Annotated in this window: 11 protein-coding genes; 7 read left to right on the top strand and 4 right to left on the bottom strand. The window is 68.3% G+C overall.

Features of this window, described 5'->3' with window-relative positions; translation table 11 throughout:
- Positions 1-21: 21 nt before the first annotated feature.
- From HUN07_RS26225 to HUN07_RS26210, 4 genes are all read left to right on the top strand, one after another.
- Positions 22-1,113 (top strand): carbohydrate ABC transporter permease, encoded by a 1,092-nt coding sequence (locus HUN07_RS26225; protein ID WP_174914173.1) that lies wholly within the window; start codon positions 22-24, stop codon positions 1,111-1,113.
- Positions 1,114-1,268: 155 nt separating this feature from the next.
- On the top strand, positions 1,269-2,084 hold the full coding sequence (locus HUN07_RS26220) for a carbohydrate ABC transporter permease (RefSeq protein ID WP_174915045.1): 816 nt from the start codon (positions 1,269-1,271) through the stop codon (positions 2,082-2,084).
- A gap of 50 nt (positions 2,085-2,134) precedes the next feature.
- Positions 2,135-2,290 carry a hypothetical protein gene (locus tag HUN07_RS26215; protein WP_174914171.1) on the top strand — a complete coding sequence of 52 codons (156 nt, stop codon included), beginning with the start codon at positions 2,135-2,137 and terminating at the stop codon, positions 2,288-2,290.
- Between the two features lie 338 nt (positions 2,291-2,628).
- A complete protein-coding gene (locus HUN07_RS26210; RefSeq protein ID WP_174914169.1) occupies positions 2,629-4,806 on the top strand; it encodes a transglycosylase domain-containing protein in 2,178 nt (725 codons plus the stop codon).
- A 49-nt stretch (positions 4,807-4,855) separates the two neighbouring features.
- Here HUN07_RS26210 and HUN07_RS26205 read toward each other — a convergent pair whose 3' ends face one another.
- The 4 genes from HUN07_RS26205 to HUN07_RS26190 form a co-directional block, all read right to left on the bottom strand.
- On the bottom strand, positions 4,856-6,400 hold the full coding sequence (locus HUN07_RS26205; RefSeq protein WP_174914167.1) for an MFS transporter: 1,545 nt from the start codon (positions 6,398-6,400) through the stop codon (positions 4,856-4,858).
- 366 nt (positions 6,401-6,766) lie between these two features.
- A complete protein-coding gene (locus HUN07_RS26200) occupies positions 6,767-7,825 on the bottom strand; it encodes an ABC transporter permease (protein WP_174914166.1) in 1,059 nt (352 codons plus the stop codon).
- Positions 7,822-8,679: an ABC transporter ATP-binding protein gene (locus HUN07_RS26195; protein WP_174914164.1), complete on the bottom strand. Its 858-nt coding sequence runs from the start codon at positions 8,677-8,679 to the stop codon at positions 7,822-7,824. The genes HUN07_RS26200 and HUN07_RS26195 overlap by 4 nt, the downstream gene beginning before the upstream one ends.
- Positions 8,676-9,077: a GntR family transcriptional regulator gene (locus HUN07_RS26190; protein ID WP_174914162.1), complete on the bottom strand. Its 402-nt coding sequence runs from the start codon at positions 9,075-9,077 to the stop codon at positions 8,676-8,678. Before HUN07_RS26190 ends, HUN07_RS26195 begins: the two co-directional genes overlap by 4 nt.
- A 175-nt stretch (positions 9,078-9,252) precedes the next feature.
- On the opposite strand from HUN07_RS26190, the gene HUN07_RS26185 reads away from it, so the two are divergent.
- The 3 genes from HUN07_RS26185 (at position 9,253) to HUN07_RS26175 (ending at position 14,912) form a co-directional block, all read left to right on the top strand.
- Positions 9,253-11,406, top strand: a complete 2,154-nt coding sequence (locus HUN07_RS26185) for a transglycosylase domain-containing protein (RefSeq protein WP_174914160.1) — start codon at positions 9,253-9,255, stop codon at positions 11,404-11,406.
- A gap of 176 nt (positions 11,407-11,582) precedes the next feature.
- Positions 11,583-13,160 (top strand): hypothetical protein, encoded by a 1,578-nt coding sequence (locus HUN07_RS26180; RefSeq protein ID WP_441346837.1) that lies wholly within the window; start codon positions 11,583-11,585, stop codon positions 13,158-13,160.
- 162 nt (positions 13,161-13,322) lie between these two features.
- Positions 13,323-14,912, top strand: coding sequence for a hypothetical protein (locus HUN07_RS26175; RefSeq protein ID WP_174915041.1), 1,590 nt, complete (start codon positions 13,323-13,325; stop codon positions 14,910-14,912).
- The last annotated feature ends 4 nt before the right edge of the window (positions 14,913-14,916 follow it).

Below are 14,916 nucleotides of genomic sequence, written 5' to 3'. Positions count from 1 at the left end.
CGAGAGATCAGGTAACGCACGATGGCTGACTCTGCTGGGCTGAGGCGAGCAGACGAGGCCCGCGCCGTGGTCGGGATCGACGATCCCGACCACGGCGGTCGCGCTTCCGGGCATGGGCCCGGGACGCCGCGCACGGGTCACGATGACGAACCACCGGTGGTAGCTCCACGTAAGAAACGCGATTTTCGGCCGATCTGGCTGATCGCGCCGACCATGGTGATCCTGGCCGTCGTCATCGTGTATCCGGTGATCCGCGCGGTCTACCTGTCCTTTCAGGCGAACAAGGGAATCGACCCGGACACCGGGCGGTTCACCGAGGGCGGGTTCGCCGGCTTCAAGCACTACCTGCAGTGGCTGGTGCAGGACTGCGGTGGCGGCGCCGGCACGTGCCCGCCCGGCACCCTGGCGCACGACTTCTGGTCCGCCGCCGGTGTCACGATCTTCTTCGCCGTCGTCACGGTCACGATCGAGGTGCTCCTCGGTCTGTGGATGGCGACGGTCATGGGCAAGACCTTCTGGGGTCGGTCCCTGCTCCGCGCGAGCGTGCTGATCCCGTGGGCCATTCCCACGGCGGTCACCGCGAAGCTGTGGTTCTTCATCTTCGCCGAGAACGGCATCGCCAATAAGTTGCTCGGCACCTCGATCGCGTGGACCACCGACCCGTGGGCGTCGCGGTTCGCGGTGATCATCGCCGACGTGTGGAAGACGACGCCGTTCATGGCGCTGCTCATCCTCGCGGGCCTGCAGATGATCCCGCAGGACGTGTACGAGGCGGCCAAGGTCGACGGCGCCAGCGCGTGGCAGCGGTTCACCAAGATCACGTTGCCGCTGGTCAAGCCCGCCCTCATGGTCGCGGTACTTTTCCGCACCCTCGACGTGCTGCGCATGTACGACCTGCCCGCGATCCTGTCCGGCACGTCCGGCGCGACGCCGAACACGACGCTGTCGATCCTGGTGATGGCCGACATCCGGCAAGGCAACTTCCAGAGTGCGTCGGCGTTGTCGACGCTGATATTCCTGCTGATCTTCGCCGTCGCGTTCGTGATGGTGAAGTTCCTCGGCGCCAACGCGGTGCGCACCCAGGACGAGCAGCGGAAGGGAGCTGATCGCTGATGGGACGCCACAGCAAGCCCGACGACCTCGACGACCACGCCGTGACACCCACCTCGTCGGTGCCGACAGCGGTCGCCACCCGCGTCGCTCCCCCGGCCGACGCCGAGACTTCCACGGTGCTCGCCAAGCCGCGCCGACGCACCGACCGCGGCAAGATGGCACGCACCTACCTCGGTGTCGCGATCATCCTGATCTGGGGTCTGGCGCCGTTCTACTGGATGGTCGTCACCGCGTTCCGGCAGGTCGACCACACCTTCGACACGACGCCGTGGCCCACGTACCTGACCCTCGACAACTTCCGCGCCGCGCTGTCCACGGACAAGGGCAACGACTTCCTCGGCGCGATCGTCAACAGCCTGATCATCGGCGTGGTCACGACGGCCGTCGGCCTGCTGCTCGGCGTGTTCGCGTCGTACGCACTGGCGCGGATCGAGTTCCGCGGCAAGTACATCGTCACCGGCATCATCCTGGGCGCGTCGATGTTCCCGACGGTCGCGCTGATGACGCCGCTGTTCCAGTTGTTCGGTGACTTCGGCTGGATCGGCCAGTACCAGGCGCTGATCATCCCGAACATCTCGTTCGTGCTGCCGCTGACGATCTACACGCTCACGTCGTTCCTGTCGGATCTGCCGTGGGAACTCGAGGAGGCCGCCCGCATCGACGGTGCGAGCCGGTTCCAGGCGTTCCGGCTGGTGATCCTGCCGCTGGCCGCGCCGGCGCTGTTCACGACCGCGATCCTCGCGTTCATCGCGACGTGGAACGAGTTCATGCTCGCGAGCCTGCTGTCGACGGAGAAGACCGAGCCTGTCACGGTCGCGATCGCGCGCTTCGCGGGCGCCAACTCGTGGGAGCAGCCGTACGCGGCGATCATGGCGGCCGGCACGATCGTGACGATCCCGCTGGTGATCATGGTGCTGGTGTTCCAGCGCCGCATCGTCTCCGGTCTCACCGCGGGCGGCGTGAAGAGCTGAGATGACGGCTCGTCTTGTCTAGGCCGCCGCGGGGCCGTCAGCCCCTGGAGATGCTCATCGGCATCCTCGGGTTCTTCACGTTCATGGCGTTCCTCGCCGCGGTCGTGCCGATCGTGCGCGGCGAGCCGTCGGTGACGGCCTCGCTGGTGCTGCTCGCCTGCGTCGCGGCGCTCGGCGGCGTCATCGTCCTGCACCGCCGGACCTAGCTCTCCCTCCCTCCCGCGTTTTGCGCACTTATCGGTCCTCCGGGGGCCCGTTCGGGAGCGATAAGTGCGCAAAACGCGGGGATGACGGGGTGCGCCGGGTATGCCGGGTCCGTCCTCGGCTGATCGACGTTCGCGTGCCGTCCGGGCCGTGAGATGCGACGATCGGAGGACGACCGGATTCGACCGACCCCGGTTGGGGGCCTCGTCGGATCGCCAGTTGCGGACCGGAAGTTGCGCGCGTGAAGTCCACGAGCAGCACGAACCCCGAGAAACCGAAGCGGCCCGAGCGTGGGACTCGATCCCGCCACCGCACGCTGATACGCATCCTCGCGGCAGTCATGATCGTCCCGATTGTCCTGCTTGCCGCGGCGTATCTGCTGGCGGATGTGCCGAGCCCCGGGCAGATGCAGACCAAACAGGTGGCCACGATCCTCGCCTCGGACGGTTCCAGCGTCGTCGCGAAGATGGTGCCGCCCGAGGGCAACAGGACCGAGGTGCCGCTCGACGCCGTCCCCGGCTACGTCCGCAATGCGGTGCTGTCGGCGGAGGACCGCGACTTCTACTCCAACCCCGGCTACTCGATCTCTGGGTTCCTGCGGGCCGGACGGGACAACCTGCTGGGCCGCGACAGCGCCGGCGGCGGCTCGACCATCACGCAGCAGTACGTCAAGAACGCACTGGTCGGCACCGATCGGAACGTGATCCGGAAGGCGCGCGAGTTGGTGGTGTCGGCGAAGATGGCCCGGCAGTGGTCCAAGGACGAGATCCTCGGCGCGTATCTCAACACCATCTACTTCGGCCGCAACGCGTACGGCATCGCGGAGGCGTCGCACGCCTTCTTCGGCAAGCCGGTGGAGCAGTTGACGCTCGCGGAGGGCGCGGTGCTGGCGTCGGTGGTCCAGAGTCCGTCCGCGCTTGATCCGGTGACCAATCCGGACGGGCTGCGCGCGCGGTGGAACTACGTCCTCGACGGCATGGTCGAGATGGGGGTGCTCGCCGCCACCGAGCGTGCGAACACCCAGTTCCCAGAGGTCCTGCCGGTCGCGCCGATGCAGGCGGCCGACGTGGCGCCCGGGCCGGAGGGCCTGATCCGCACGCAGGTGGCCCGCGAACTCGCTGCCGCCGGGATCAGTCAACGCGACATCGACACCGGCGGGCTGCAGATCACCACGACGATCGACGCGAAGGCGCAGCAGGCGGCGGTGGACGCGGTGAACCGAACCCTCGACAAGCAGCCCGACCAGTTGCGGGCGGCGGTCGTCTCGATCGATCCGAGGTCGGGGGCGGTGCGGGCCTACTACGGCGGCGCGGAGGGCGCCGGGTTCGACTTCGCCCAGGCCGGGCTGCAGACGGGTTCGTCGTTCAAGGTCTTCGGCGCGATCGCGGCACTCGAGGACAAGGTGCCGCTGACCGCGCAGTTCAGCAGCGCGCCCCTCACCGTCGGCGACCTCACCATCAAGAACGTCGAAGGCGAGACGTGCGGGACGTGCAGCCTCGCCGAGGCGCTCAAGCGGTCGCTCAACACCAGCTACTACCGGCTGACGCTGTCGATGGAGAACGGGGCGCAGAAGATCGCCGACGCCGCGCACCAGGCCGGCATCCCCAAGCAGATCCCCGGTCTCGACCACGAGACACTCTCGCAGTTCGGTGGTCCACCCGAGACCGGAATCGTGTTGGGCCAGTACCAGACCCGACCCATAGACATGGCGTCCGCGTATGCGACCCTCGCAGCGTCGGGGACGTTCCACGAGCCGTACTTCGTGCAGAAGGTGGTGAACTCGGACGGCCAGGTGCTGCTCGACCACGCCCCGCCCGCCGGTGAGCCGCGGATCGATCCGCCCATCGCGGACACCGTCACGCAGGCGATGACGCCGATCGCGGCGTACTCGCGGAACCACGGTCTGGCGGGCGGTCGCCCGTCGGCCGCGAAGACCGGGACCTCGCAGTTGGGGGACACCGGCGAGAACAAGGACGCCTGGATGGTGGGGTTCACACCGTCGCTGTCGACCGCCGTGTGGGTGGGGACCGCGGAGGGCAAGGCGATCGAGACCAGCGGGGGCGGAGCGATATACGGCGCGGGTCTGCCGTCGGACATCTGGAAGGAGACGATGGACGGCGCGCTCGCCGGGACCTCCAACGAGCAGTTCCAGGCACCGCAAGCGGTGCAGCAGTCCGGCGGTCAGCAGGGACGCGCACCCGCCGCGAGCGGCGGGTCGTCGACCACCACCGAGCAGCAGTACACCGAATCCGCCCCGACGCGGCAGCGGTCCGCACAGACACCGCAGGAGGCGCCCGCCTGGACGCCTCCTGCTCAGACCGTTCCGCAGGCGCCGGTGCAGCAGGGCGCACCCCAACAGCAGTGGAATGCACCTGCGCCGCAGCAACAACCGCAGCAGCAGGCGCCGGCACCCGTCCCCCAGGCGCCGGCGCCTGCTCCCCCTCCCCCGGCGCCGGCCCCCGCACCGCCGCCGGGAATTCAGATCCTCCCGGGTGTCACCATCCCGCTCCCGGGTTAGTTCGATTCTGCGACTGAGGGACGTGGAGAACCCCCGGTCGGTCGGACGATCAGCCCGCGGCGACCAGTTCGTCGCCGTCCGGGGTGGAGCGAGTGGCGGAAGCCGGAACCTCGATCTGAGCGATGTTGCGCGGCAGGAGGAATGCGACGACTGCGCCGACGAGGGCGAACACCGCGCCGATCCAGAAGGCCACCTGGAATCCGGCATTGTCGTAGAACACGGCACCCTGCAGGGTCGCCTGGATCTCCGGCGGGAACTGCACGATGTGCGAGTTGTTCATCACCGCGAAGGCGATGACGGGGAGCACGGCAGGGAACACCGACTGCGAGACGCCCACCATCGATGCGGAGCTGGCCTGGAGTTGCGGCGGCACGGCCTCGATCAGCAGGTTCGGGATCGAGGCGTAGCCCATGCCCATACCGAAACCGAAGACCGCGCAGATGATCATGACGATGGACTTGGTGTCGTGCGTCTGGGCGATCAGCGCGAAGGCCACGGCGTTGAGCAGCAGGCCGGTCACCAGCAGCGGCCGCGGACGCATGTTGCGTCCCACCAGCGTGCCGACGAGCAGACCACCGAGGACGACGGCGCCGCCGATCGGCACCTGGTACAGGGCGAAGCCCTCGGCATCGACGCCGAAGCCGTAGCCCAGGCCGAACAGGGCCGGCGTCATGACCATCATCGGCAGCAGGATGGTGAACAGGCCGGACGACCCGTAGACCACGCCGGCGCTGATCGTGGTGAGCAGCACGGGACGCTTGCCGAGCACGTCGAGGTCGATGAGAGGTTCCTTGATCATGCGGGCGGACACCACCCAGCCGACCAGGAGCACGATGCCGCCGATGAGGTAGGCCAGGGTGCCGCCGTCCGTCCAGCCCCACGACGGGCCGAAGCTGACCGCGATGAGGATGCCCGCGATACCGCCGCCGAGCAGGATCGCGCCGACGAGGTCGATCCGCGAGCGCAGGCGCACGTTCGACTCGGCCGTCGTGAGCTGGATCAGGCCACCGAGCACGACGAGGCAGATCACGAAGAACCAGAAGATGGAGCGGAAGCCGAAGTCGTCGAGCAGCCAGCCGGTGAGGAACGGCGCGGCGATCGCGATGAGGCCCATGCCGCTGGTGGCGATACTGACGGCGAGCGCAACGGTCTTCTGCGGGAACACGTCACGGATCAGCGAGTAGCTCAGGAACAGGGTCGGCACCATCAGGCCGGCCAGGCAGCGGCCGGCGATCATCATCGCGTACGTCGTCGCGATGGCCGAGATGAACGAACCGACGAGCGCGATCCCTACGCAGGCCAGCAGCATCTTGCGCTTGCCGTACATGTCGGCGAGCTTGCCGATGAGCGGCGCCGCCATGGCACCGACCAGCAGGAATGCCGTCAGCAGCCATGCACCCTGCGTGGTCTGGTAGTGCGCGGAGATCTGCGGCAGGGCCGTCGAGATCATCATGTAGCTGACCGCGAGCAGTTCGAGCAGAAGCACGATCGACAGCAGCGAGAGGACGAGGCGGAGGCTCCAGCCTTCCTCATGGGTCCGACCCGACGGGTCGGTGGGCGACGGCGCAGGGCCGCCGGTCGGGGTGGTGACCATCCGTGGAATCCTTTCAGACACCAATAAGCAACGGGACCAGATGTTTTCGGGTCCTGTGAAATCTCCGGAGATGGCGGGTGCGCAGGTTCCCGCCGTGGCACCTTCGGTCGGCCGACGGCGCTCTCACATCACACTGATCGCGAAACCGTGACGCCAGTCACATGCCCGCCCAGTGGGACATTTGCCGACCGGGTGTCGTCGAGTGTCGGTACCGGTGAATTCGACTCGTTACCAACGCTATTGAGCGCCTGAGTGCCACAAGGAGTCCACCTTGGGTGATTTGTCGGATTGCCCCGACGAACAAACGCTCGGCACCCGGGAGGCCGGGTGCCGAGCGTTTGTTCGAGTGTTGCTCGTGTCGAAGGGTCAGGGCCGGAGCCGGCGCACCGCCCACATCGACGGAATCAGCAGCAGTGCCGAGAGCGCGAGGGTCAGTGCGGCTTCCGTCAACTGGAAGCGGCGGAACAGGCTGCCGGGGTGGTAGCGCGTTTCGAAGCGGTCGATGCCCTGGGCCCGCTGGCAGGCGGTGAACTCGCGGTCCTGCGCGGCGTAGATGGCGTCCTGGCGCGACTCGTACTCGGCGAAGGTCTCGTCGGGGCGTTGTTCCCAACCGCTTTCGGAGCCGGTCGTGCTACAGGCGGCGTAGTCCATGTCCACGCCGCGGCCCTCCGCGTCGACATAGCCCGAACTCAAGGTCCAGACAGCCTCGGTGTCCGGCGTGTAGGTGACCGCACGGTTGTATCCGAGCGGCTGCGACTCCACAACGGGTGTCGCGTACTGCGGGCGTGCCTCGACCTGGAACCCCACCAGCAGTGCCGCCATCGCGATCAGCGTCACCGTCATCGCCCCGAGCGTGTTGCGGAGCAGCAGGCCGACGAGGCTTCCGAGGATCAGTGCCAGGGCCGTGTAGGCCCCCGCGATCAATCCGGTGGACTGAAACAGCGGGAAGGTGAGACTGGAGTGCCCGAAGTAGCTGCTCGACGATACGAAGGCGAAGTTCGGCCCGACGGCCGCCGTGCGGGTCCACTGGAGTGCTGATCCGAGGACGGCCATGGCGAGGACCACGGGTACGAACACGACCAGCACCCGGGTCCAGTACCAACGTGCGCGGCTCACGGACTGGGACAGCCCCAGGACGTGGGTGCCGTGCTCGATGTCCCGGGAGAAGACCGTGACGCCGACCAGCACGCCGAGCAGCACGGGCAGAGCCACGGTGACGAGCGTGATCATCGTGAGCGTCGACTCGGCCCAGCACGCCGCGGAGCCGTCACCGGGAACACAGCCGAAGAAGTTGCCGAACGGCTCCGGGCTGTTCGTTCCCCGAACGATGAGGCCACAGACCGCCGCGACGACCGCGAGCAGGAGGACCGAACCGACCGCGGCCAGGATCGTCGTTCGATGCTGCCGCCAGGTAACCCAGATCATGCTGCCTCTTCGTCGATGGTGGTCAGGTAGGCCAGGACGATGTCGTCGAGGTTCGGGGGTTCCACGCGCCAGCCGTCGCCGGGCGTGGGACGGGCGCCGCGCACGAGGTAGGTGTGCCGGTGCGACTCGACGATCGAGCCGCTGCCGACGACGCCGGCCGGGTCGGCCGCGCCGGTGAGCAGATAGTGCTCCTCGAGGAGGTCGTCGAGGGCGCCGGTCAGCCGGGCCCGGCCGGAACCGAGGATCACCAGTTGGTCGGCGATCTCGGCCACCTCCGACAGGACGTGCGACGACAGCACGATGGTGGTGCCGCGCTCGGCGGCGTCCTCCATGAGCGTGCGGACGACGGATCGTCGTGCGAGCGGGTCGAGTTCGGCCAGTGGCTCGTCGAGCAGGAGCACATCGGGGCGGCGGCCCAGTGCCAGTGCCAGCGCGACGCGGGTGCGGTGCCCGGGTGACAGGGTCTTCACGCGCGCCGACAGCGGGATCTGGGCGTCGGTCACGAGCCGGGTCGCATAGTCGTTGTCCCACTGAGTGTTCGACTTCTCGCCGAACATGAGGGTGTCGGCGACCGTGAATCCGCGGTACAGCGGCTTGTGCTGGGCGACGTAGGCGAGCCCGGGCGCGATCCCGTTCCGGCCGGGTCGATGTCCCAGGATCGTCACCTCTCCGGCGTCCGGCTCGAGCAGGCCGACGGCGATGGACATGAGGGTGGACTTGCCGGCCCCGTTGGCGCCGACGAGTGCGGTGATGCTGCCGCGCTGGACGTCGAACGAGCAGCCCCGCAGTGCCTCCGTGTGGCGGAACTTCTTGTGTACGTCGCGCACCGTCAGTGCGCTGTCTGCCTCACTCATGTGAACTCTCCTGTGTCCTCACCGAATTCGCTGTCCAATGCCGCTGCAACCAGGGCCTCGAGGTCCGATCGTTCGAGGCCCGCGCCCGCGCCCGCCCGCGCCCACGTCGCGAGTTCGTCCTGCAGGGCCTGCCGTTCGGCCATGCCGGGTTTGAGCAGCGACTGGGTCACGAACGTGCCCAGTCCGGGCCGGGCTTCGACGAGTCCGTCGTTCTCGAGTTCCCGGTAGGCCTTGAGCACGGTGTTGGGGTTGACCGTCACGGCGGCGACCACCTCCTTCGCGGTAGGAAGCCGGTCGCCCGGTTTCAGGTCGCCCAGTCGTAGGGCCTGTTTCACCTGGAGCACCAGCTGGACGTACGCGGGGATCCCGGATCGACGGTTGATGTGGAACTCGACCATCGAATCTCCATTTCACTACAACAATAGTGAAATAGAGGTTGCACTGGTCGCCGTCCGATGTCAACCTGTTCGAGAGGTTTGCGGGGGTTGCTGCGTGTCGCGGTAAATGCGGCTCGAAGACGCTGCGCAGTGCAAAAATTCGGACGAGTGTACCGATTGAGACGGAAGTTCCATTGTGAATTCAACAAACACGGAAGCCGCGGGTAGTCCGGAATCCGGCCCGCCCGCCACCAAGGCTCGGCGACGCAAACCGCGCCGGCGCGGCCGTCGGATCGCCCTGTACGTGACGCTGTGCGTGCTCGTCCTGCTGATCGCCACCCCGTTGATCGCGTTCGGTGTCGCCTACAAGGACGCGGACGTGCCGCGGCCCGGCGATATGAAGACCAACCAGGTGTCGACGATCCTCGCGGCCGACGGAACCACGGAGATCGCCCGCGTCGTGCCGCCGGAGGGCAACCGCACCGAGGTCACGATCGACCAGATCCCCGGTCATGTGCGCAACGCGGTGCTCTCGGCCGAGGACCGCGACTTCTATTCGAACCCGGGATTCTCGGTTTCCGGTTTCGCGCGCGCGGCCCGCGACAACGTGCTCGGCAAGGACAGCGCCGGCGGTGGCTCCACCATCACCCAGCAGTACGTGAAGAACACGCTGGTCGGGTCGGAGCGGTCGGTGACCCGCAAGATGAAGGAACTGGTGATCTCGTCGAAGATGGCGCGCGAGTGGTCCAAGGACGAGATCCTGGCCGCGTACCTCAACACCATCTACTTCGGACGCGGCGCGTACGGCATCGCGGCCGCGTCCGACGCGTACTTCGGCAAGCCGCTGGGCGAGCTGACGGTGGCCGAGGGTGCCGTGCTGGCTGCGGTGATCCAGAGCCCGTCGAGCCTCGATCCCGTCAGCAATCCGGCAGCGTTGAAGGCGCGTTGGGACTACGTGCTGGACGGCATGGTCACGATGTCGGCGCTGTCGTCCGTCGAGCGTGGGGCGATGCAGTTCCCGGACGTGCTCCCGACGGCACCGCTCGCGGATGCAGGTGCGGCGCCGGGCCCGGAGGGCCTCATCCGCGCGCAGGTGCTGCGTGAACTCGCCGAATCCGGTGTCAGTGAACAGGATCTGAACACCGAGGGACTGCAGATCACCACCACCATCGATCCCACGGCGCAGCAGGCCGCGCTGGACGCGGTCGCCGACACGCTCGACGGTGAACCCGAGAACCTGCGCACCGCCGTGGTGTCGGTCGACCCGAAGTCGGGTGCGGTGCGCGCCTACTACGGCGGCGCCGACGGCAAGGGCTTCGACTTCGCGCAGGCCGGACTCCAGACGGGTTCCTCGTTCAAGGTGTTCGGGCTGGTCGCCGCACTGCAGCAGGACATCCCGCTGTCGCAGATGTACGACAGCGGTCCCCTCTCCGTCTACGGCGTGACCATCACCAACGTCGAGGGCGAGTCCTGCGGCAAGTGCACCATCGCCGAGGCGCTCAAGCGGTCCCTCAACACCAGCTTCTACCGCCTCACGTTGGCGATGGACGACGGTGCGCAGAAGATCGCGGACGCCGCACACGCCGCCGGCATCCCGGAGACGGTGCCGGGATGGCAGTACCCCACGCTCACGCAGGAGGGTGGTTCGCCGGAGAACGGAATTGTGCTGGGCCAGTACCTGTCCCGGCCGATCGACATGGCGTCGGCGTATGCGACGCTGGCGGCGTCGGGCATGTACCACAAGCCGTACTTCGTGCAGAAGGTCGTGACGGCGGACGGTGTCGTGCTGCTGGACCGGCCGGCGCCCGAGGGTGAACGCAGGCTCGACGCGGCGGTCGCGGACAACGTCACGCAGGCGATGCTGCCGATCGCGTCGTACTCGCGCAGCCACGGACTGGCCGGTGGCCGACCGTCGGCGTCGAAGACCGGCACCGCACAGCTCGGCGACACCGGGCAGAACAAGGACGCCTGGATGGTGGGGTACACCCCGCAGCTGTCCACCGCGGTGTGGATCGGCACGGCCGACGCGAAGGCCATCGAGAACACCTGGGGCGGCTCCGTGTACGGCTCGGGTCTGCCGTCGGACATCTGGAAGAAGACGATGGACGGCGCGCTCGAGGACACCGACGTCGAGAAGTTCCCCTGGCCGGCGCCGATCGGTGGTCAGGCCGGTGTCCCGGCGTACACCGGGGCGGGATCGGGCGCATCGGGGTCCGGCCAGAGCACGGCCAATTCGCCGGCCCCGGCCGCACCGGCTCCCGCGCCCGCACCGGCACCGCAGCTTCCGCCGCCCCCGAGCGGTCGCGTCATCGAGATCCTGCCCGGGGTCAAGATCACGTTGCCGGGCTGAGTCGACGGTCGGGTGTGGGGGCGTGACGCAGGTCAAGATCGGGTGCATACGTGTCGCATCCGTGATTGAAGAATCACGATTCGGAAGGTGTACTCGTTACCGTGACTGAGCCCGCGCGCCCCTCCCAGGTTTTCCGTCTCCGCGCGCCGTTGGCCGGTGTCGCGGTAGTTGCCGGGCTGTTGGCGTGGGCGCCGGTGGCCGCCGCGGAGACCACGCGCCCGGCTGCCTGCGTGCCGTTCGGCACCGCTCAGCTGCCACCCGGGTTGCCGTCCCAGGGCGGGCGCGACGGGCTCGAGCGTCTCCCGGAGTTCGTCGGGGACAACGCGCCGTCGTCGGTGGAGCTGCGCACACAGACAACACAGTTCAATCGGTTCTGGGACTTCGCCCTGGTCGACGCCGCGTTGCTGACGCGACCGCGGGCCGGATCCGACGCCGAGCCGTGGCGGTACGCGCCGCTGCCCGAATGTCTGCGGGACCGTCTGGTCGGAATCTCGGTGGACGACGACGAGTTGATCGCCGTGGACGACGCCGGGTGGATCTACACGATGGACAACGTGTCGCAGGCTCCGCTGTTCTGGAACTGGACCTCGGCCTTCGGTGCGCCGCTGTGGACCGGGTCGGGCCAGCGGCTGCCGGGCACCGAACCGGGCACGTGGGCGCTCAGCGTCTCGTCGCCGTGGGACAACCAGACCTACACCGATGCCGCGGGCCGCGTGCACTACGTCGGGCTGGGCAAGATGACGATGGTGCCCGCGCTCACCGGCGACGGCAGCCGTATCACCTACGCCGACCCGTGGCTGCCGAACGATCAGAGCTACGAGATCGGCGGCCCGCTCGGCGGCCGGTTCCGGTCGATCGCCCTGTCGTCGGCCGGGTCGACGACGTTCGTCGTGAACGAGTACGGCGACATGTACACCCGCAGTTTCGACTTCGACGCGTCCGGTTCGGACTCGGTGTTCTTCCGCTACAGCTGGGACGACCAGTCCGGCAAGCCCACGGCACCGAACATGTTCGCGGAGTTGCTGGACCGCGACACCGCCGCGATCCAATTGCCGGGTCAGGACTGGGTGCGCCAGCCCAAGATTCCGGGCGAGATCACGTCGGCGATCAGCGTGCACTCCACCGGCGTCGGCCCCGGCGCCCGCGAGTTGCGGGTTGCGGGACGACAGGACGGCGGCGCGTCGGGCTTCTGGCACAAGGATCTGGACGCGCCGGCATGGGAGTTCACCGCGACGGGCGCGGACCTGCCCGGCACGCCGCTGGAGAACTCGCCGTTCGACCGGTCGGCGGAGACGCTCGCACCCCCGGCGCCGTGGAATCTGTCGGCGTCGCTCCCCGCCCGCGACACCCTCGTCGACGGGCAGTTCCTCATCGACGCCGGCCTGCCGTACACGCTGGTCGATCCGCGCCTGCTCGACGCCGTCGGCCAGCAGGCGGGACCGTCCGGGTACCGGATTGCGGTGTCGCACTTCGATCCCGCTGCCACCACCCGCGAGGCCACGGTGACGGCGCCCGACGGTGCGGTGATCCCGGTGTTGCTGCACACCGCCGACGGTCTCCGGTTCGAGGCACGCGGACCGGGGCTCGACGATCAGCCGCGGCACCTGGTCGGTGCGATCGAGATCCCGCAGACCGTGTTCGACGCCCGCGACACCGATCCTGCCCTGGATGCCTTCGTCCGGGACTGGATGCGCGGCAAGCAGATCGCACCGATCACTCTCAGTGCGACAGCGAGTGACCTGGTAGTGCGCTGACCCGGCGAGTTTGCGACTCCGTGAATGGCGTGCGTCACACGGTCGACATGAAATGTAACAAACGGTCGGTCAGCTGCTATATCAGAGAACGTGATCGATCGTGTCCTCCGCAGTAAGCGCTCCCCGTCTCGTCTCGCCGCACCCCTCGTGTGCGTGGCGGTGATGACCGGACTGTTGTCCACTGCGCCGACGGCGTCTGCGACGGCGTCCGGGCCCGCGTCGTGCGTACCCGTCGGCACCGCGCAGTTGCCGCCGGGACTGCCCTCGGCGGGTTGGCGGGCGGGACTCGACACCCTGCCGTTGTTCGCCGGCAACCACGCGCCATCGTCGGTCGAGTTGCGCACGCAGACAACGCAGTTCAACAAGTTCTGGGACTTCTCGCTGGTGGACGGCGCGCTGCTGACCCGTCCGCGCGTCTGGACCGGATCGAACACCGAGGCGTGGCGGTACGCGCCGTTGCCGGAGTGCCTGCGGGGCAGGCTGGTCGGTATCTCCGCCGACGACGACGAGTTGGCCGCGATCGACGCCGACGGCTGGATCTACACCATGGACAACGCATCCCAGACGCCGTTGACCTGGAACTGGACGTCGGCGTTCGGCGCCCCGATCTGGACCGGCGGCGGCAAGCGCCTTCTCGGCGGGGCGCCCGGACAGTGGGCGCTGAGCGTCGCCTCTCCGTGGGACAACCAGACGTACGCGGACGCCGCGGGCCGCCTGCACTACTACGGGCTGGCGAAGATGACGATGGTGCCCTCGCTGACGGGCGACGGCAGTCGCATCACGTACGCCGACCCGTGGCTGCCGATCGACGACAGCTACGAGATCGGCGGCCCGCTGGGCGGCCGGTTCCGGTCCGTTGCGCTGTCGTCCTCGGCGTCGACGACGTTCGTGGTGAACAAGTACGGCGACATGTACACGCGGAACTTCGATCCCGACGCGACCGGCTCGGACTCCATCTTCTTCCGCTACAGCTGGGACGACCAGACGGGCAAGCCGACCGCGCCGAACTCGGCGTTCGAGTCGTGGTTCAAGGGGTACGCCGCGATCCAGCTGCCCGCGCAGGACTGGAAGCGTCAGCCCAAGATTCCCGGCGAGATCACCTCGGCGATCAGCGTGCACTCCACCGGCGTCGGGCCCGACGCCCGCGAGCTGCGGGTGGCCGGCCGGTCGGGTGGCGTCGCCGGCTTCTGGCACAAGCACCTGAACGCGCCGTCATGGGATTTCACCGCAACCGGAGCGGACCTGCCCGGTGCGCCGCTGGAGAACTCGCCGTTCGACCGGTCATCGGACACGCTGGCCCCGCCCGCGCCGTGGAACCTGTCCACGTCACTGCCCTCCCGCGACGCGTGGGTGGACGGCCAGGTGCTGGTGGACAGCGTGCTGCCGTACTCGATCCTGGACCCACGCCTGCTCGACCAGGTGGGCCTGCACGCCGGCCCGTCCGGCTACCGGATCTCGATCGACCACTTCGATCCCGTTGCCACCACCCGCGCGGCCACGGTGACCGCGCCGGACGGCACGACCATCCCCGTCGTCGTGCATACCGCGGACGGGCTCCGCTTCGCACCGCGCGGTGCCGGACTGGATGCGCAGCCGCGGCACCTGGTCGGCGCGATCGAGATCCCGCAGTCCGCGTTCGACGCCCGCGCCTCCGACCCCGCCCTGGACGCCTTCGTCCGGGACTGGATGCGCGGCAAGCAGATCGCGCCGATCAGCCTCAGCGCCACCGACACCGATCTCGTGGTCCGCTAGGAAC

It is taken from the genome of Rhodococcus sp. W8901 (assembly GCF_013348805.1).
Taxonomy (GTDB): Bacteria; Actinomycetota; Actinomycetes; order Mycobacteriales; family Mycobacteriaceae; genus Prescottella.
Note: the sequence above shows the minus strand (reverse complement) of the source record. Positions and strands in the feature narration are given on the sequence as shown.